This window comes from Thioalkalivibrio sp. ALR17-21 (assembly GCF_000420185.1).
GTDB lineage: Bacteria > Pseudomonadota > Gammaproteobacteria > Ectothiorhodospirales > Ectothiorhodospiraceae > Thioalkalivibrio > Thioalkalivibrio halophilus.
This window is the reverse complement of the sequence record NZ_ATUL01000015.1, coordinates 23,634-42,328: the sequence shown is the minus strand read 5'-3', so window position 1 is coordinate 42,328 and position 18,695 is coordinate 23,634. Positions and strand designations below refer to the sequence as shown.

Genomic DNA, 18,695 nt, shown 5'->3' with positions numbered 1-18,695 from the left:
GGTGTCCCGGCCGGAGGCCTGAGCGATGCGCTGGCTGCTGCCGGGCGGTCTGGTGCTGCTCGTGCTGGCGCTGCAGTGGCCGTTGTGGTTCGGCGAGGGCGGCTGGCCGGATGTCCGCGAACTGCGCAGCGAGACGGCCATGCAGGAAGCGGAAAATCAGCGCCTGCGTGAACGCAACCGGGCGCTGGAGGCCGAGGTCCGCGATCTGCGCGAGGGCTCCGCGGCGGTGGAAGAACGCGCCCGGCGTGACCTGGGCATGATTCGCGAGGACGAGACCTTTTTCTTCATCGTGGATGAAGAAGACGAAGCCCCGGGCGAAGTCCCGGGGCTGATGCCCGAGGACGCGTCCACCGGGGCCGCGCCGGAGCATTTCGAGGAGGACACGACGATCGTGGAGGATCCGTTCGATGAGTGATGCCGACTCCCCCGAAGGTTCGGGAGTCTTCTGGGCGCTGATCCCCGCAGCCGGGATTGGTCGTCGCATGGGGACGGATCGTCCCAAACAGTTCCTCACCCTGGGGCCGCGCAGCGTGCTGGCCCATACCCTGTCGATCTTTCTGGAGCATCCGCGGATTCGCGGCGTGATCCTGGTGCTGGGCCCGGACGTGGACCCGGACGCGCTCGACCTGCCGCTGGCCGGCGGGCGTCTGTTCCGCGTGGCCGGCGGCGACGAGCGGGCCGACTCCGTGCAGAACGGCCTGGACTTCCTCGAGGAACGCGCCGGCCCCGAGGACTGGGTGCTGGTGCACGACGCCGCGCGCCCGTGCCTGCCGCCGGACGATCTCGACCGCATGCTGGACGAGCTGCGCGACGATCCCGTGGGGGGAGTGCTGGCGGCCCCGTCCACCGATACCATCAAGTGGGCGGACGCCGACGGTCGGGTGGAATCCACGCTCGATCGCGAGCGGGTGTGGCGGGCCCTCACCCCGCAGATGTTCCGCCTGGGTACGCTGCGTGACGCCAACGCCCGCGCGCGTGCCGCCGGACACCCGGTGACCGACGAGGCCAGCGCGATCGAATGGGCGGGACTGCGGCCGCGCCTGGTGGAGGGGTCGCTGATGAACATCAAGATCACCCGTGCCGAGGACCTCGAACTGGCCCGTCTATACTTGCTGGAACAGGGCCGGCTCGACGGAGGGTATCGGGGATGACGGCGATGCGTGTGGGCCAGGGTTTCGATGTACACGCCTATGAGGCGGGGGATCACGTGGTGGTCGGCGGGGTGCGGATCCCGTTCGATTACGGCGTGCGCGCCCACTCCGACGGTGACGTGCTGCTGCACGCGCTGTGCGATGCCCTGCTGGGGGCGGCCGGTCTGGGCGACATCGGCCGCCACTTTCCCGACAGCGATCCGGCGTTCTCCGGTGCCGACAGCCGCGACCTGCTGGAAGAGACCCTGCGCCGGGTGCGCGCGGCGGGCTGGGTCCCGGTGAACATCGACGCCACCATCATCGCGCAGCGTCCGCGCATGGGCCCGCATGTGGAGGCCATGCGCGCCAACATCGCCGCGGACACCGGGTTGCCGGCGGACGCGGTCAACGTGAAGGCCACCACCACCGAGCGGCTGGGCTATACCGGCCGCGAGGAGGGTCTCGCCGCGCAGACCGTGGTGCTGCTGCAGACCCCGGGAGACGGGGCGGTCGCATGAGCGACGGCGTGGTGCGCGGGGTGCACCACGTGAGCGTGGTGGTGGCGGAACCGGAGCGCTCGGCCACGTTCTACGGGGATCTGCTCGGGCTGGCGCCGTTGCCGCGCCCGGATCTCGGGTTCCCCGGGCGCTGGTTCGATCTGGGTGACGGGCGCGCCCTGCATCTGCTGGGTGTGCCCAACCCGGATCCGGTGGAGCGCGGGGTCGCCGGGGGCCGCGACCGCCATCTGGCCCTGGCGGTGGACGGGCTGGAGGCCCTGCTGGCACGTCTGGAGGCGGCGGGTTTCCCCGCGCAGCGCAGCCGTTCCGGGCGTCCCGCGGCCTTTGTGCGCGATCCTGACGGGAACACCGTCGAATTCGTCGCAGCCGGCGGATGACCCTCTCCGCACCCGCATTCCCCCACCGCCGGCAGCCGGCATGAACTGGGACGACGCCGACACCCCGCGGCCCGCGGCCCGCAACCTGCGGGTCCTGATGCCGCTGCTCGCATTCCTGCGGCCGTACCGGCGGCGCATCGTGTTCGGGCTGGTGGCGCTGGTGGTGGGCTCGGGGGCGATCCTGGCCTTCGGCGGGGTGCTGCGCCTGCTGGTGGACGCCGGCCTGGGCCCCGAGGACCCCGCCGGGCTCAACCGCGCGCTGGTGCTGCTGCTGGTGGTGGTGACGGTGATGGCCATCGGGGTGGGGGCGCGAATCTATCTGGTGACCTGGCTGGGCGAGCGGGTGGTGGCTGACCTGCGCCGCGCGGTGTTCGCCAACGTGATCCGGCTGGATCCGGCGTTTTTCGAGCAGACCCGTACCGGCGAGGTGATCTCGCGCCTGACGGCCGACGCGACACTGATCCAGACCGTGGTCGGCACGACCCTGACCATTGCCGCGCGCAACCTGCTGCTGATCGTCGGCGGGCTGGTCCTGATGTTCCTGTCCAGCCCGCCGCTGGCGGCCCTGCTGGTGGCCGGCCTGCCGGCGGTGGCCGTGCCGGTGTGGCTGCTCGGTCGGCGGGTGCGGCGGCTGTCGCGCCGGACCCAGGACCGGGTCGCGGACGTGGGCGCGCGCACCGACGAGACCCTGTACGCGATCGAGACGGTACAGGCCCACGGCCAGGAAGACGCCGAACGCGGCCGGCATGCTTCGGCGGTGGAAGCCGCCTTTGGCATGGCCACGCGTCGGGCCGCCACCGGCGCACTGCTGGCCGCTGCGGTGATGCTCTTGATGTTCGGCCTGATCGCCGGGGTCCTGTGGATCGGTGGCCACCGCGTGCTGGACGGGATGATGACCCCGGGCGAGCTGGCCGCGTTCCTGTTCTACGCGGCCCTGGTGGCGGGTTCGATCGCCGCGCTCAGCGAGGTGACCAATGAACTGCTGCGGGCGGCCGGGGCCGCGGAGCGCCTGCTGGAACTCGCGGAGGTCCGTTCCGGGCCGCCCTGGCCACGACACCCCGAAGCCCTGGCGGACCCGGTGCGCGGCGAGATCGCGCTGGAGGACGTGGTCTTCGCCTATCCGACGCGCCCGCAGCCGCCGGCACTGGACGGGGTCTCCCTGCGGGTACGCCCGGGCGAGTCGGTGGCGCTGGTGGGACCGTCGGGGTCCGGCAAGTCGACCCTGTTCCGGCTGCTGCTGCGGTTTCATGACCCGGATGCGGGCTGTATCCGGCTCGACGGGCACGACCTGCGCCGCCTGCGGCCGGACGAACTGCGCCGGCACATCGCGGTGGTGCCGCAGGAGCCGGTGCTGTTCTCCGGGACCGTGCGCGAAAACGTGGCCTACGGCGTGCCGGATGCGTCCGACGCGGCGCTGCAGGCGGCCGCGGAGGCGGCGCATGCGCGGGGGTTCATCGAGGCGCTGCCGGAAGGCTGGGACACCGCGCTGGGCGAGCGCGGCGTGCGCCTGTCCGGCGGCCAGCGGGCGCGTCTGGCGCTGGCCCGCGCCCTGCTGCGCGAGCCGGCCGTGCTGCTGCTGGACGAGGCCACCAGCGCGCTGGACGCCGAAAGCGAACGCGAGGTGCAGGCGGCGCTGGAAGAGGTGCGGCACGCGCGCACCGTGCTGACCATTGCCCACCGGCTGGCCACCGTGCAGTCGGCGGACTGGATCGTCGTGCTGGACGGCGGCCGCGTGGTCGGCGAGGGCACCCATGCCGAACTGCTGGCGCAGGGCGGGCTGTATGCACGGCTGGCGGCGCTGCAGTTTGCGGATGCGGACGCGCTCGCCTGAAACTCGGGGCGAGGCGGATCAAGCGGGAGGACATCATGGCCAACGGATACATCCTCGCCCTGGACCAGGGCACCACCAGCTGCCGGGCCATCCTGTTCGATCTGGAGGGCGGTATCGCCGGGGTCGCGCAGAAAGAGTTCGCCCAGTCCTACCCGCACTCCGGCTGGGTGGAGCATGACGCGATGGAGATCTGGGGCACCCAGATCGGCGTGGCGCGCGAGGCGCTGGAGCGCAATGGCATCAAGCCCGCGCAGCTGGCGGCCATCGGCATCACCAACCAGCGCGAGACCACGCTGGTATGGGATCGTCACAGCGGCCGCCCGATCCATCCGGCCATCGTGTGGCAGGACCGGCGTACCGCGGATCTCTGCGACCGCCTGCGCGACGAGGGTCTGGAAGGCCATATCCGCGCGACCACCGGGCTGCTGCCGGACGCCTATTTCTCCGGTACCAAGATCCGCTGGATCCTCGATCACGTGGACGGCGCGCGCGAGAAGGCCCGCAACGGCGACCTGCTGTTCGGCACCATGGACAGCTGGCTGGTGTGGAACCTCACGCGCGGCGACCGCCACGTCACCGACGTGACCAACGCCTCGCGCACCATGCTGTTCGACATCCACCGCCTGCAGTGGGATGACACCCTGCTGGACGCGCTGGACATCCCGCGCGCCATGCTGCCCGAGGTGGTGTCCTCCAGCGAGGTACTGGGCCACACCGGCACGGAGATGTTCGGCGGCGCGCGGGTGCCGGTGGCCGGCATGGCCGGGGACCAGCACGCGGCCCTGTTCGGCCAGGCCTGTTTCGAGCCGGGCATGGCCAAGAACACCTACGGCACCGGCTGTTTCCTGCTGATGAACACCGGCACCCGCCCGGTGACCTCGGAACACGGCCTGCTGACCACCATCGCCTGGGGCCTGGACGGGCAGGTGGAATATGCACTGGAGGGCTCCATCTTCATCGCCGGTGCCGCCGTGCAGTGGCTGCGCGACGAGATGCACCTGATCGATACGGCCGCGGAGTCGGAGTACTTCGCGAGCCGGGTGGAGGACGCCGGCGGGGTCTACGTGGTGCCGGCCTTCGCCGGGCTGGGGGCGCCGTACTGGGATCCGCATGCGCGCGGGGCGATCTTCGGCCTGACCCGGGGCACGCGCAAGGAGCACGTGACGCGCGCGACGCTGGATGCCCTGGCCTACCAGACCCGCGACGTGATCGAGGCCATGCAGGCCGATTCCGGCCTGGCCCTGCAGACCCTGCGGGTGGACGGCGGTGCGGTGGCCAACAATCTGATGGTCCAGTTCCAGGCCGACCAGCTGGGGGTGCGGGTGGAGCGCCCGGCCATCACCGAGAGCACCGCCCTGGGCGCCGCCGGCCTGGCCGGTCTGGCCACGGGCCTGTGGAGCCGCGACGACCTGCGCGCATTCAGCCGCATCGAACGCGTGTTCGAGCCGCAGCTGGACGCCGCCACGCGCGACCGCCAGTACCACGGCTGGAAGGAAGCCGTGCGCCGCTGCATGAACTGGGAACGCGACGCGCGGGGGTAGGCCCGCGTCGCGGAGTATTGTGGTGTAGTACCGTCCGGGGGCCGATCGTGTCTTGAGCGTCTGATGGCTGGCGTTCGGAAGTAACAGGATCTACGTGAGAGGTGATCTATGAGGATCAAGGACCTGATTGATGAAGCCGAGGCACTCCCAGTTGAGGAGCGTGCGCTGGTGGTCGATTCGCTTCTGCGCAGTCTCAATCCCCCCGAATCCCGGATCGATGAAAAATGGGCTTCGGTGGCGCAGGAGCGATTGAAGGAGTTTCGTTCCGGTGATGTGGAGGCCGTTCCCGGAGAACAAGTGTTCGCGAAGATCTGGGACGGGCAATCTCAATGAGCTTCCGCTTTCACCCTGAAACCAAGCACTGACTGCGAAAAGAGAAAACAGTTAATCCATGGCAATCAAGAAATCCGAGCTCTACTCCTCCCTCTGGCAGTCCTGCGACGAACTGCGCGGCGGGATGGACGCTTCGCAGTACAAGGACTACGTACTGACGCTGCTGTTCATGAAGTATGTCAGCGACAAGAAGGACTCGCTGATCGAGGTCCCCGAGGGCGGCAGCTTCGCCGACATGGTGGCGCTGAAGGGCGACAAGGAGATCGGTGACAAGATCAACAAGATCATCGGCCGACTCGCCGAGGCCAATGACCTCAAGGGCGTCATCGATCAGGCGGATTTCAACGACGAGACCAAGCTGGGCTCGGGCAAGGACATGCAAGACCGGCTGTCGAAGCTGGTGGCCATCTTCGAGCAGCTCGATCTGGGCGCCAACCGTGCCGACGGCGACGACCTGTTGGGTGACGCTTACGAATACCTGATGCGCCACTTTGCCACCGAGTCCGGCAAGAGCAAGGGTCAGTTCTACACCCCGGGCGAAGTCTCCCGGGTGATTGCCCAGGTGGTGGGCATCGGGCCGGACACCCGTCAGGATGAGACCCTTTACGATCCCACCTGCGGGTCCGGGTCGCTGCTTCTGCGCGCCGCCTACGAGGCGCCACAGGGCATGAGCATCTATGGCCAGGAAAACGACAACGCCACCTGGGCGCTGGCGAAGATGAACATGATCCTGCACGACTACCCCACGGCGGAGCTGTGGCGGGACAACACCCTCTCCCGCCCCTATTTCAAGGACGCGTCAAACTCTGGCGACGGCAGCCTCAAGACCTTCGACTACGCCGTCGCCAATCCGCCGTTCTCCGCCAAGTCCTGGACCAACGGCCTGGACCCGGCCAACGACGAGTTCGGCCGCTTCGAGTACGGCATCCCGCCGGCGAAGAACGGCGACTACGCCTTCCTGCTGCATCTCATCAAGTCGCTCAAGTCCACCGGCAAGGGCGCCATCATCCTGCCCCACGGCGTGCTCTTTCGCGGCCACAAGGAGGCCGGCATCCGCCGCAACCTGATCCGGCGCGGGCTGATCAAGGGCATCATCGGTCTGCCGGCCAACCTGTTCTACGGCACCGGCATCCCCGCCTGCATCCTGGTCATCGACAAGGAGCACGCCGCCAACCGCGAGCACATCTTCATGATCGACGCCAGCCGCGAGTTCATGAAGGACGGCAACAAGAACCGCCTGCGCTCGCGCGACATCCACAAGATCGTGGACGTGTTCAACTACCAGCGCGAACTGCCCGGCTATGCCCGCCGCGTGCCCCTGGCCGAGATCGCCTCTGATGCCAACGACTACAACCTCAACATCCCACGCTACATCGACGCCGGCGAGGCGGAGGACCTGCACGACCTCTACGCCCACCTGAACGGCGGCATCCCCGAGCGCGACGTGGACGCGCTCGAAACCTACTGGTCCGTGCTGCCCGGCCTGCGCGAGGCGCTGTTCCGCGACAACGGCCGGCCCGGCTACCTCGAACCCCGGGTCGACGCCCGCGAGGTCAAGGCCACCGTGTTGGGCCACCCCGCCTTCACGGCCTTCGCCGAGCGCGTGTCCGGCGTCACCGACGACTGGCAGGCGGCCCATCGCCCGGACCTTTACGCCCTGCATGCGGGCGACAAGCCCCGCGAAGTGATCCACGGCCTGTCCGAGGATCTGCTGCAACGCTTCACCGATGTGCCCCTGCTGGACCGCTACGCCGTCTACCAGCGCCTGATGGACTACTGGGCGGATGTCATGCAGGACGATGTCTACCTCATCGCCGCCGAGGGCTGGGTCGAAGCGGCCCGGCCCCGGGGCGTGATCGAGAACAAGGAACGCAAGATCAAGGAAGAACCCGACCTCACCGTCGGCAGCGGCAAGAAGGCGAAGAAATACAAGCTGGATCTGATTCCGCCCGCGCTGGTCATTGCCCGCTATTTTGCCGACGAACAGGGCCGGCTCGACGAGCTCCAGGCCGAGTACGAGACGGCCAGCCGCGAGCTGGAGGAATTCATCGAGGAGCACGACGGCGAGGAAGACCCCCTGAGCGAGGTCAAGAACGACAAGGGCAAGGTCACCAAGACCGAGATCCCCAAGCGCCTCAAGGCCCTAAAGGGCGAGCCCGAGGCCGAGGACGAAATCGCCGCCCTCAAGCAGTGCAAGAAACTCATGGACAATGAGGCGGCTGCCAAAAAGGCCGTCAAGGACGCCCAGACGGAACTCGACCAGGCCGTACTGGCCCGCTACTTTGATCTCACCGAGGACGAGATCAAACAGCTCGCCGTGGACGACAAATGGCTGGCCGACATCCGCGCCGCCATCGAATCGGAAGTCGAGCGTATCACCAACCAGCTCGCTGGCCGCGTGCGCGAGCTGGAAGAGCGCTACGCCGAGCCCCTGCCGAGCATCGAGCACGAAGTAGACGCGCTTGCCGCCAAAGTCACGGGCCACCTGGAAAAGATGGGAGTGCGGGTCGATGGCTGAGCGCAGTGGGGCAGTGGAACAGCAGGCCGTTAGGGATGGGGCGGCCTTCTATTCGGTGGAGCCCGAGATCGCGACTACGGAGGACGTGCCGCCCGGGTACAAGCGGACCGAGGTAGGAGTGATTCCGGAGGATTGGCGTTTGTGCGAGTTGAGAAAGTTACTTAGCGCGCCACCAAACTATGGGATTAACGCAGCCGCTACTCAATATGAAGAGTCTCTGCCAGCATATCTCCGGATCACGGATATAGATAACGACGGGCGTTTTTCACCTGATCCTCCGGTGTCTGTGAAGCACAAGAGCGCACACGACTATTTCCTGAACACAGGAGACTTGGTATTCGCTCGCACTGGAGCAAGTGTTGGGAAATCATATGAATATAAGTCCTCAGATGGCCGACTAGTTTATGCGGGATTTCTTATTCGGGTTTCTCCAGACACAAGACGACTAGACCCTACTTTTCTGTCTAATTTTTGCAGGACTGAACATTACTGGAATTGGGTTAGATCCGTCTCTTTGAGAAGCGGGCAACCTGGCGTCAATGGCGCAGAGTACGGTTCCCTATTGGTGCCGGTACCTCCGGTTAAGGAACAACGCGCCATCGCCACCGCCCTGTCGGACGCGGACACGCTGATCGAATCCCTCGACCGCCTGATCGCCAAAAAGCGCGCCATCAAACAGGCTGCTATGCAAAAACTCCTCACCGGCCAGACCCGCCTGCCGGGTTTCGCCGGCGAGTGGGAGACGAGGCGGTTGGGGAATCATGTGAGTTTCCTGAAAACTGGCACGAATTCCCGCGCCGAACTTGCTAGTAATGGTCGCGTCGCATACCTGCACTATGGAGATATTCATGTTCGATCCAGCGTCACACTGAACCCGAACGCCGTAACAACGCCGCATATTGCGGCTTCGAAAGTGCGCCATCTGGACAAGTTGGCGCCGGGCGACTTGGTGTTCGTGGACGCATCGGAGGATCTCGAAGGTGTCGGAAAGTCCGTCGAAATTATTGACGTGCCAAAAGAGGGCATGGTTGCTGGACTGCACACCATCGCAGCACGATTCGATAAGGACGTGCTCGCCGACGGATTCAAGGCTTACTTGCAGTTTTGTCCGCAGTTTATCGGCACCCTTCGACGGTTGGCGGCGGGCACGAAAGTTCTTGCCACTAATTGGCAACACCTAGCGAGCGTTGAGATGGAGCTTCCTTGTGTAGCGGAGCAGCAGGCCATCGCTGCCGTCCTCTCAGACATGGACGCGGAAATCGAGACCCTGGAACGCCGCCGTGACAAGTCCCGCCAGACCAAGCAAGGCATGATGCAGCAGCTCCTGACCGGGCGGGTGCGCTTAGTTAAACCAGGGAAAGCAGCATGACGGACGTTACCCAGGAAATCGTTGATTGGCTTCGCGCAAGGCCGGATTGGCTTCAGGACGCCGCTGAGCGGTTATTGGCCTCTGGCAACCTGGGCGACGGCGACATTCAGGAAATCGCGCAATATTTGAAAACAGAAGACGGACGAAGGGTTTCAACACATAGAACGTTCGACGGCCTTGGCGGGGGGAATGCTAGCGCCGACGAATTACGGTTGGTGTCAATCGGGGACATTCAAGGTATCGAGAATCTCGCACCCCGAGTCCCCATTTCCTTCGGCCAGGGAAATCTTGTAGTCGTGTACGGCCACAATGGGTCCGGCAAAAGCGGCTATACGCGAATTCTCAAGCGGGCTTGCGGTCATCCACGGGCCGTGGAGCTGAAGCCAAATATCTTCCAGCAGCCGCCGCCCAGCCAACAGTGCAACATTACGTACAGCGTCGCAGGCCGTGAACAGACCGTCGCCTGGTCGGCGGATGGGACTTGCGTTGACACGTTGCGCACGGTGGACATTTTCGACTCAGAAGCAGCTTCGTACTACCTGACCAGCGAGACGGAGACATCCTATGTGCCACCCCAAATCGCATTGTTTGAGCGACTGGCCTCGGCATGCGAACGGGTTAAGACATGCCTGAAGAGTGAACAGGTGAGTCTGAAGAGCAGCTTGCCAACACTGCCATCGAAATACGAGCAAACCCCGAGCGGCAAGGCATACCGCCTATTGAAACCCGCCATGGCGCAAGGCGAGATCGAGCGGCTGACGCAATGGACAGATGACAATGAAAAGTCACTGAGCCAGCTCGAAGAGCGTCTCAAGACGGCTGACCCGGCTTCGCAGGCGCAGAAGGCTCGGCGCACGAAGAGTCAGGTCGATCAGCTTATCCAGCAATTGGAATCGACCGCTTCTGGCTGTAGCGCTGAGCGTGTAAAGGCCGTTCGGCAAGCCCGCGAACAAGCCGCCTCGAAGCGGCGGGCTGCAAGTGAGGCGGCACAGATCGATTCCGCTGAACTCGAGGGTATCGGCTCCGAAACGTGGATCGCATTGTGGGAGGCGGCTCGTGCGTATTCTCAAAGCGCCTACCCGGAGCAGGAGTTTCCAGTAACGGATGACGGGACCCGCTGCGTTTTGTGTCATCAAACGCTTGAACCCGACGCACAGCAACGCCTGCGTGACTTTGAGGTTTTTGTTCAGGGCACAGTGGAAGACGAGGCCAAGAAGGCGGAGTTGGCCTACAAAAAAGCGCTGGATGAGTTGCCTCAAATATTGACTAACGATTCGATTCGAACTCGTTGCGAAGCGGCCGATTTGCATGAAGAAGGCTGGGTGGAACGGCTTGAGCAGTTCGGGGAGCAGGCTGAACAAGCCGTGCAATGTCTGCGCCACGAAGAGCGCGCTGGCGAAGCGCGCCCGGTTGCATGGCCCGAGCAGTTGCTAAAGATGCTGACGGAGCGGGCTGAATCCCTTGAACAGCGCGCCCTTCAATACGATGCAGATGCGAAGCACTTTGATCGAAAGCAGGCTGAGCAGTACCGGCTCAACCTGGAAGCTAAACGGTGGGTAGCGCAACAGGCAGATGCCGTCAAAGCGGAAGTGGCGCGACTGAATCAGGTGGCCAAATACGACGAGTGGGCGCGACAGGCGAATCCGCGCGGTATTTCTCTCAAGGCTGGTGAACTTGCGGAGAAAGCCATTTCGCAAGCATATTTGACTCGTTTCCGTGACGAGTTGAAGCGACTCGGAGCGGCACATATCAAGGTCGAGGTCGTTAAAACCCGGACGAAGCAGGGCACAGCGCTTCATCGGGTTGCGCTAAAAGATGCCACTTGGCCGAAAGCTTCGCCCGATATGGTCTTGAGCGAGGGAGAACGTCGCATTATTGCCCTGGCAGCGTTCCTTGCGGACGTTGGTGAAAAGCCGCACCCAGCACCATTCATTTTCGATGACCCCATCTCCTCCCTAGATCAAGAGTTCGAGTGGTACGTTGCCTTGCGGCTCGCACAACTGGGGAAGGAGCGGCAAGTACTAGTGTTTACGCACCGGCTTTCGCTATATGGGGCGGCAGAAGAGGCTGCGAAGAAGGTCGGCGACGACTGGGAGAAGAAAAATCTGGAGCAACGATGTATTGAGTCGTTTAGCGGAACCACTGGTCACCCCGCTGATGAAAGTGCCTGGAGCGCGAAGACGAAAACCGCAAACAACAACCTGTTGAACAGACTCGATGAAGCGAAAAAGGCAGGTGAAGCGGGTGGTGGGGATGGTTATCGGTGTCATGCCCAAGGCATCTGCACGGACTTTCGAAAACTCCTGGAGCGGACGATTGAGGACGACCTCCTCGGCCAGATCGTCAAGCGTAACCGACGGAGTGTTCAGACTGACAACAGGCTCAAATGGCTGCCTAGAATAACTGGCGATGACTGTCAGTTCATCGACGGCTTGATGACGAAGTACTCGGCGTTCGAGCACAGCCAATCGCCGGAAACGCCGGTCCGGATTCCGGATGAAGCTGAACTTAGAGAAGACATCGAGTCATTGAAAGCATGGCGAGAGGAGTTCAACAAACGATCCCCGGAGGCGATGGCGTGAGCACAGCCAGTCAGCCGCCCACCTGCTGGATTATCGCCGGCCCGAACGGTGCGGGCAAGACGACTTTTGCACTGGAATACCTGCCCAACGCGGTCGGCTGCCGGCAGTTCGTCAATGCGGATCTGATTGCGGCGGGCATGGCGCCACTGGCGCCGGAAACCGAGCGGGTGGCGGCGGGGCGGCTGTTTCTGAAAGAGATCGAGCGCCATGTCCGCGCCCGCAGGGACTTCGGTTTCGAGACCACGCTGGCCGGGCGCGGGTACATCCGCCAGATCCATCGTTTGCGGAAGGCAGGATGGCGGGTGGAGCTGATCTACCTTGCGCTCCCCGACCCGGAAGCGGCCAGACAGCGGGTAGCGGAGCGCGTGGCTCATGGCGGACATGATATCCCAGAAGCGGATATTCAGCGGCGGTTCTATCGTGGTCTTCGCAATCTTTTCGATGTCTATATCGGCGAAACCAATCGAACCCGGTGTTTTTCGAACGAAGGCGAACTGCCCGAGCTGGTCTTCGTTCAGGAAGAGGGACGCCGCGACATCTATCGGCAAGATGTTCTCTCGGGGCTTCTTGGAATGGTGCGGAAATGAACAAGTTATCCAAAGACGATGAGTTGGCTCTAGCGGCGCTGCGCCGTGCGGTCGCCAACGCCCTGGAGCGCAAGCGCCGGCTGGGGCAGTACGCCGTGGTCTGGCGCGACGGTGAAATGGTCCGCCTGTCCCCGGAGCAGATTGGCAGCGCGCAGGAGTATGTATCGGAGGCGTCCGCCCCGCCATCCGCTGTACGCGAGCCGGGGCCGGACAGCGAGGGTCCGAAGTGAGCAGTGTCGGCCAACGCGCCCTGCGCGATCTGGATCAGGCAGCGGCGATCGCTGGCAGCAAGGCGCTCTGCGACGCCAATCGCGCTGTCCATGAGAAGCTGCGCTACGGCGTGCACATCAGGCCGCCGGGGCAGGAGGACGTGTGATGGGCGATGCACGCGACATCGAGCTGATCGAGGAGCTTCGTTCGCACTCGAACGAATTGCCCTGGTTGGAGTTCAAGCGAGACAACATCGAGCCGCAGTCGATCGGCAAGCGTTGTTCGGCGATCTCGAATGCAGCCCGCCTTGAGGGCCAGGATTGCGGCTACATGGTGTGGGGCATCGACGATGCAACCCACGCCGTGGTGGGCACGGCTTTCGATCCGGATAACCACAAAGTCGGCAGTCAGGAGTTCCAGCTATGGCTTGCCCAGCGGCTGCAGCCGAGTATCGCTTTCTCGTTCCGTGCCATCGATCACCCCGACGGGCACGTGGTCCTGCTGGAGATCCCGGCGGCCAACAGCGCACCGGTGGCGTTCGACAGTATTGCCTATATCCGCATCGGTAGCACCACGCCCAAACTGGCCGACTATCCCGAGCGCCACCGGGCGTTGATCGATTCACTTCGACCCTACACCTGGGAGCACGGGAACGCCCTGCAATATGCCACGGGCGACGATGTGCTCGAACTGCTGGATTATGCCCAATACTTCCGCCTTACCCGGCAGCCGCTGCCCGACAACCGGGCCGGCATCTTCGATCGCCTGGTGGGCGATAACTTGATTGAGAAAGACGTCGGGCAGCGGTGGAACATCACGAATCTTGGCGCCATTCTGTTTGCGACGGATCTGGATCGGTTTGACGCCTCTCTGTCACGCAAGTCGGTTCGATTGGTTGTCTACGATGGCCGAAATCGGGCCGCGAAGGTCAGTCATCGGATGGATGGCGCCAAGGGATACGCCTGTGGCTTCGAGGGGTTGGTAGGCTACATCAACGACATCGTGCCCCACAATGAACACATCGGTCGCGCCTTGCGCGAGGTCCGACCTGTGTTCCCCGAGCTCGCCGTGCGTGAGCTGGTGGCGAACGCTCTGATTCATCAGGATATGACCATCACCGGTGCCGGGCCACAGATCGAGATCTTCGAGGACAGGATGGAAATCACGAACCCCGGTCGTCCGCTGATTCAGCCGGACCGGATGATTGATCTGCCCCCGCGCTCACGCAATGAGGCACTGGCATCGTTGATGCGGCGGATGAGGTTTTGCGAGGAGCAAGGCAGCGGACTGGACAAGGTGGTTGCCGAGGTGGAACTGTACCAACTGCCACCACCGTGGTTCCGTGGAGACGATAACTCCATGCAAGTAATCCTCTATGCGCCGCGCTCTTTCGCCAACATGACCCAGGAGGAGCGGATTCGCGCCTGCTATCAGCACGCGGTACTGAAGTTCCTGACTGGCGGGGAACGGATGAGGAACGCGACCCTGTGTGAACGGTTCGGGATCGACAGCAGGAATGCCTCTCAGGCCTCCGGCGTGATCAAGCACGCGTTGGAGGCCGGGCTGATCAAGCCCGCAGATCCTGAGCATCCCCGGGCCGGCTATGTCCCCATCTGGGCGTGATTTCTTGATTGGGTTTTCATTCCAGCAGGGCGGCGGAGACCATCGAGTGACATGAGTGACGTCAAAACAACAGGTTGCGTCTGCATTTCGGCGTTCTATTTCTTGATCGGGTATTCAGCGGGCTCGCCATCCGCTGTACGCGAGCCGGGGCCGGACGGTGACGGCGATGGCGGGAGCCGGAAATGAGTCAGGTCGGCCAACGCGAACACCTCACCCAGCAGCAGGTGCTGCGCGTCTTCCAGGACGAGCTGGGCTATCGCTACCTGGGCGACTGGAAGGACCGGGCCGGCAACCGCAATATCGAGGAAGACCTGCTGCGCGACTGGCTGGCGCGGCAGGGCCATGAGGAGCGCGTCATCAATCGCGCCCTGCGCGATCTGGACCAGGCCGCGGCGATTGCCGGTAGCAAGACCCTCTATGACGCCAACCGCGCCGTCTACGAGAAGCTGCGTTACGGAGTACACGTCAAGCCATCGGTGCAGGAGCAGACGGTCACCGTCTGGCTGATCGACTGGGCCAATCCAGAGAACAACGACTTCGCCGTGGCCGAGGAGGTCACGGTGGTCGGGGCCAACACCAAGCGCCCGGACGTGGTGCTGTACGTCAACGGCATCGCCCTGGGCGTTCTGGAGCTCAAGCGCTCCACCGTGGCGGTGGCCGAGGGCATCCGCCAGAGCCTGGACAACCAGAAGCCGCAGTTTATCCAGCCCTTTTTCGCCACCATGCAGTTGGTGATGGCGGGCAACTCCAGCGAGGGGCTGCGCTACGGGGTGATCGAGACGCCCGAGAAGTTCTGGATGGAGTGGAAGGAGCCATCCGACATCGAGGACCCACTGGAGCAGGGCCTGCACCAGCTCTGCCGCAAGGAGCGGTTACTGGAGATTGCCCACGACTTCATGGTCTTCGATGCCGGCATCAAGAAGACCTGCCGCCACAATCAGTTCTTTGGCGTGCGCGCCGCGCAGGATCATGTGCAGCGTCGTCAGGGCGGCATCATCTGGCACACCCAGGGCAGCGGCAAGTCGCTGACCATGGTGTGGCTGGCGAAGTGGATCCGCGAGAACGTCGATGACGCCCGGGTGCTGGTGATCACCGACCGCACCGAACTGGACGAGCAGATCGAGAAGGTCTTCAAGGGTGTGGACGAGCAGATCCACCGCACCCGGAGCGGCGCCGACCTGATCGATGTGCTCAACCGCAGTGACGAATGGCTCATCGCCTCGCTGGTCCACAAGTTCGGCGCCTCGGAGGAAGGCGACGTCGATGCCTTCATCCAGGACATGCGTAGCCACCTGCCGAAAGGCTTTCGGGCCAGGGGCAATCTGTTCGTGTTCGTGGACGAGTGCCACCGCACCCAGTCCGGCAAGCTGCATGAGGCCATGAAGGCCCTGCTGCCCGAGGCCCTGCTGATCGGCTTCACCGGCACGCCGCTGCTGAAGAAGGACAAGCGCAAGAGCATCGAAGTCTTCGGCCCCTACATCCACAGCTACAAGTTCGACGAGGCGGTGCAGGACGGCGTGGTGCTGGATCTGCGCTACGAGGCGCGGGACATCGACCAGCATGTCACCTCGCAGGCCAAGATTGACCAGTGGTTCGAGCTCAAGACCCAGGGCCTGAACGACTATGCCCGCGCCCAGCTCAAGAAGCGCTGGGGCACGCTGCAGAAGGTGCTTAGCTCACGGGACCGGCTGGAGAAAATCGTCTCCGACATCCTCTGGGACATGGCCACCCGCGACCGGCTGATGAGTGGCCACGGCAACGCCATGCTGGTGGCCGGAAGCATCTATTCGGCCTGCCGGCTGTTCGAGATGTTCGAGAAGACCGAACTGAAGGGCAAGTGCGCCATCGTCACCTCCTATGTGCCGTCCACCGCCGATATCAAGGGTGAGGCGACCGGCGAAGGCGAGACCGAGAAGCTGCACCAGTATGCGATCTACCGGCGCATGCTGGCCGAGCACTTCAACGAGCCGGAGGACACGGCCGTGAACAAGGTGGAGACCTTCGAGCAGGAGGTGAAGAAACGCTTCATCGACGAGCCCGGCCAGATGAAGCTGCTGATCGTGGTCGACAAGCTGCTCACCGGCTTCGACGCCCCACCGGCCACCTATCTCTACATCGACAAGCAGATGCGCGACCACGGCCTGTTCCAGGCCATCTGCCGGGTCAATCGCCTGCACACCGAGGACAAGGAAGTCGGCTACATCGTCGACTACAAGGACCTGTTCAAGTCCCTGGAGCAGTCGATCCAGGACTACACGGGCGGGGCCTTCGATGCCTTCGACGCGGACGACGTCGAAGGGCTGCTGGAGGACCGACTGGACAAGGCGCGGGAACGCTTGGAAGAGACCCGCGAAGCGGTCAAGGCGCTATGCGAGGCGGTGGAGCCGCCCAAGGACAGTCCCGCCTACCGGCGCTATTTCGTCGGCCCCAGCGACATGCCCGAGGTGCAGAAGGAAAACGAGCCGAAGCGGCTGGCCCTGTACAAGCATGTCGGCGCCTTTCTGCGCGCCTACGCCGATCTGGCCAACGAGATGCCACAGGCCGGCTACAGCGAGACCGAGGCCGCCACGATCAAGGCGGAGGTGGAGCACTACGAGAAGGTGCGGGAGGAGGTGAAGCTGGCCAGCGGCGACTACATCGACATGAAGGTGTACGAGCCGGCCATGCGCCATCTGCTGGACAGCTACATCCGCGCGGATGAGAGCGAGAAGCTCTCGGCCTTCGACGATATGACACTGGTGGAACTGGTGGTCGAACGTGGAGAGGAAGCAGTCGATAGTCTCCCTTCATCGATCTCCGGCGACCGAGAGGCCATGGCCGAGACTATCGAGAACAATGTGCGCCGGCTGATCATCGACGAGATGGCCGTCAACCCGAAGTACTACGAGAGGATGTCCGAACTGCTGGATGCCCTGATCGAGCAGCGGCGTCAGGAGGCGCTGGAGTACAAGGAGTATCTGCGCCGCATCGTGGAACTGACGCGGCAGGCGGCCCGGAAGGATAAGGGGATCGGTTATCCCACCGGAGTCGATACTCCATCTCAACAGGCCCTATACGATAATCTGGGTCACGATGCGGCGCTGACCCTTCGGCTTGACGAGAAGATTCGAGCTGTAAGGAAAGCTGACTGGCGTGGCAACAAGTTCAAAGAGCGCGAGGTAAGAAACGCTATTGCGTCGGTGCTGGAGGCGCAGGTACGGGAGACCGAGATTCCCGACGTGGATACCGTTCTCGAGCTGGTGAAGAACCAGAATGACTACTGAGCGCCGTCATATCGAGGTGAGTGGCATTTCGGTGGAGATTCGCCGTAAGGCGATCAGGAACCTGCATGTGGGCGTCTATCCACCCGATGGCAAAGTCCGGGTCGCCGCGCCGGCACACCTGGATGACGAAGCCGTGCGGCTGGCCATTGTCTCACGCCTGGGCTGGATTCGCCGCCAGCAGCAGGCCTTTGCGCGCCAGGTACGTGAGTCCGCCCGGGAGATGGTCACCGGTGAAAGCCACCATTTCGGGGGCAGGCGCTACCGCCTGGATGTGGTGGAACGATCGGGCAATCCGCGCGTGCGCGTGGTCAACAACAGCACCCTCGAGCTGCAAGTCCGACCGGGTGCCGACCGGGCAGCTCGGCAGCAGACGCTCGACCGTTGGTACCGGCGCCAACTCAAAGCCCGCATTCCCGAACTTCTCGCCGCCTGGGAGCCGGTTGTGGGTGTGGTGGTTTCTGATTGCCGCATCAAGCGAATGAAGACCCGCTGGGGGAGTTGCAATATCGAGGCGCGGCGCGTCTGGCTGAACCTGGAGCTCGCCAAGAAACCGCCTGGCTGTTTGGAATACATTCTCGTGCACGAAATGGTGCACTTGCTGGAACGTCACCACACGGAGCGCTTCCGGGCCCTGATGGATCAATACATGCCGGACTGGCGCCTGCGAAAGGACGCGCTCAACGAGACCCCGCTGGCACATGAAGAGTGGGGTTATTGACGTTGCACCCGATTGAGATGAACCGGATGGATGCTCGATCCTGGCTGCCACTATCAGACCTGATATACACGCGATACACGGGGGATCGGCATGGG

16 protein-coding genes are annotated in these 18,695 nt (G+C 63.8%); all 16 read left to right on the top strand.

Going from position 1 to position 18,695, the window contains the following annotated elements:
• Positions 1 to 25: 25 nt before the first annotated feature.
• A complete protein-coding gene (ftsB, locus tag G020_RS0109225; protein ID WP_018947818.1) occupies positions 26 to 415 on the top strand; it encodes a cell division protein FtsB in 390 nt (129 codons plus the stop codon).
• Entirely contained in the window at positions 408 to 1,151 is a 744-nt protein-coding gene (ispD, locus tag G020_RS0109220) for a 2-C-methyl-D-erythritol 4-phosphate cytidylyltransferase (protein WP_018947819.1), read from the top strand. The genes ftsB and ispD overlap by 8 nt, the downstream gene beginning before the upstream one ends.
• A complete protein-coding gene (gene ispF / locus G020_RS0109215) occupies positions 1,148 to 1,648 on the top strand; it encodes a 2-C-methyl-D-erythritol 2,4-cyclodiphosphate synthase (protein ID WP_024329394.1) in 501 nt (166 codons plus the stop codon). The genes ispD and ispF overlap by 4 nt, the downstream gene beginning before the upstream one ends.
• The gene (locus tag G020_RS0109210; RefSeq protein ID WP_024329393.1) at positions 1,645 to 2,025 is read left to right on the top strand and encodes a VOC family protein; all 381 of its coding nucleotides are present in this window, start codon (positions 1,645 to 1,647) and stop codon (positions 2,023 to 2,025) included. Before ispF ends, G020_RS0109210 begins: the two co-directional genes overlap by 4 nt.
• Before the next feature lie 40 nt (positions 2,026 to 2,065).
• Entirely contained in the window at positions 2,066 to 3,856 is a 1,791-nt protein-coding gene (locus G020_RS0109205) for an ABC transporter transmembrane domain-containing protein (protein ID WP_024329392.1), read from the top strand.
• A gap of 35 nt (positions 3,857 to 3,891) precedes the next feature.
• Positions 3,892 to 5,397 (top strand): glycerol kinase GlpK, encoded by a 1,506-nt coding sequence (glpK, locus tag G020_RS0109200; protein WP_024329391.1) that lies wholly within the window; start codon positions 3,892 to 3,894, stop codon positions 5,395 to 5,397.
• 108 nt (positions 5,398 to 5,505) lie between these two features.
• Positions 5,506 to 5,730, top strand: coding sequence for an addiction module protein (locus G020_RS0109195; RefSeq protein ID WP_024329390.1), 225 nt, complete (start codon positions 5,506 to 5,508; stop codon positions 5,728 to 5,730).
• A 58-nt stretch (positions 5,731 to 5,788) separates the two neighbouring features.
• Complete coding sequence (locus tag G020_RS0109190; RefSeq protein ID WP_024329389.1) at positions 5,789 to 8,248, top strand: type I restriction-modification system subunit M; 2,460 nt, start codon at positions 5,789 to 5,791, stop codon at positions 8,246 to 8,248.
• Positions 8,241 to 9,617 (top strand): restriction endonuclease subunit S, encoded by a 1,377-nt coding sequence (locus tag G020_RS14980; protein ID WP_081647407.1) that lies wholly within the window; start codon positions 8,241 to 8,243, stop codon positions 9,615 to 9,617. Before G020_RS0109190 ends, G020_RS14980 begins: the two co-directional genes overlap by 8 nt.
• A complete protein-coding gene (locus tag G020_RS14975) occupies positions 9,614 to 12,199 on the top strand; it encodes an AAA family ATPase (RefSeq protein WP_024329387.1) in 2,586 nt (861 codons plus the stop codon). Before G020_RS14980 ends, G020_RS14975 begins: the two co-directional genes overlap by 4 nt.
• Positions 12,196 to 12,786 (top strand): AAA family ATPase, encoded by a 591-nt coding sequence (locus G020_RS0109175; RefSeq protein WP_024329386.1) that lies wholly within the window; start codon positions 12,196 to 12,198, stop codon positions 12,784 to 12,786. The genes G020_RS14975 and G020_RS0109175 overlap by 4 nt, the downstream gene beginning before the upstream one ends.
• A complete protein-coding gene (locus tag G020_RS0109170; protein ID WP_024329385.1) occupies positions 12,783 to 13,016 on the top strand; it encodes a hypothetical protein in 234 nt (77 codons plus the stop codon). The genes G020_RS0109175 and G020_RS0109170 overlap by 4 nt, the downstream gene beginning before the upstream one ends.
• Entirely contained in the window at positions 13,013 to 13,162 is a 150-nt protein-coding gene (locus G020_RS15275) for a hypothetical protein (protein ID WP_156002726.1), read from the top strand. Before G020_RS0109170 ends, G020_RS15275 begins: the two co-directional genes overlap by 4 nt.
• Positions 13,162 to 14,619: an ATP-binding protein gene (locus G020_RS0109160; protein WP_024329384.1), complete on the top strand. Its 1,458-nt coding sequence runs from the start codon at positions 13,162 to 13,164 to the stop codon at positions 14,617 to 14,619. Before G020_RS15275 ends, G020_RS0109160 begins: the two co-directional genes overlap by 1 nt.
• A gap of 182 nt (positions 14,620 to 14,801) precedes the next feature.
• Complete coding sequence (locus G020_RS0109155; protein ID WP_024329383.1) at positions 14,802 to 17,882, top strand: type I restriction endonuclease subunit R; 3,081 nt, start codon at positions 14,802 to 14,804, stop codon at positions 17,880 to 17,882.
• Positions 17,872 to 18,600, top strand: coding sequence for a M48 family metallopeptidase (locus tag G020_RS0109150; protein ID WP_024329382.1), 729 nt, complete (start codon positions 17,872 to 17,874; stop codon positions 18,598 to 18,600). Before G020_RS0109155 ends, G020_RS0109150 begins: the two co-directional genes overlap by 11 nt.
• Positions 18,601 to 18,695: the final 95 nt, after the last annotated feature.

What these genes read in the sequence shown, in the direction of transcription:
- ftsB (WP_018947818.1), top strand. Translation starts at nt 26, where the DNA reads ATGCGCTGGCTGCTGCCGGGCGGTCTGGTGCTGCTCGTGCTGGCGCTG.
- ispD (WP_018947819.1), top strand. Translation starts at nt 408, where the DNA reads ATGAGTGATGCCGACTCCCCCGAAGGTTCGGGAGTCTTCTGGGCGCTG.
- ispF (WP_024329394.1), top strand. Translation starts at nt 1,148, where the DNA reads ATGACGGCGATGCGTGTGGGCCAGGGTTTCGATGTACACGCCTATGAG.
- G020_RS0109210 (WP_024329393.1), top strand. Translation starts at nt 1,645, where the DNA reads ATGAGCGACGGCGTGGTGCGCGGGGTGCACCACGTGAGCGTGGTGGTG.
- G020_RS0109205 (WP_024329392.1), top strand. Translation starts at nt 2,066, where the DNA reads ATGAACTGGGACGACGCCGACACCCCGCGGCCCGCGGCCCGCAACCTG.
- glpK (WP_024329391.1), top strand. Translation starts at nt 3,892, where the DNA reads ATGGCCAACGGATACATCCTCGCCCTGGACCAGGGCACCACCAGCTGC.
- G020_RS0109195 (WP_024329390.1), top strand. Translation starts at nt 5,506, where the DNA reads ATGAGGATCAAGGACCTGATTGATGAAGCCGAGGCACTCCCAGTTGAG.
- G020_RS0109190 (WP_024329389.1), top strand. Translation starts at nt 5,789, where the DNA reads ATGGCAATCAAGAAATCCGAGCTCTACTCCTCCCTCTGGCAGTCCTGC.
- G020_RS14980 (WP_081647407.1), top strand. Translation starts at nt 8,241, where the DNA reads ATGGCTGAGCGCAGTGGGGCAGTGGAACAGCAGGCCGTTAGGGATGGG.
- G020_RS14975 (WP_024329387.1), top strand. Translation starts at nt 9,614, where the DNA reads ATGACGGACGTTACCCAGGAAATCGTTGATTGGCTTCGCGCAAGGCCG.
- G020_RS0109170 (WP_024329385.1), top strand. Translation starts at nt 12,783, where the DNA reads ATGAACAAGTTATCCAAAGACGATGAGTTGGCTCTAGCGGCGCTGCGC.
- G020_RS0109160 (WP_024329384.1), top strand. Translation starts at nt 13,162, where the DNA reads ATGGGCGATGCACGCGACATCGAGCTGATCGAGGAGCTTCGTTCGCAC.
- G020_RS0109155 (WP_024329383.1), top strand. Translation starts at nt 14,802, where the DNA reads ATGAGTCAGGTCGGCCAACGCGAACACCTCACCCAGCAGCAGGTGCTG.
- G020_RS0109150 (WP_024329382.1), top strand. Translation starts at nt 17,872, where the DNA reads ATGACTACTGAGCGCCGTCATATCGAGGTGAGTGGCATTTCGGTGGAG.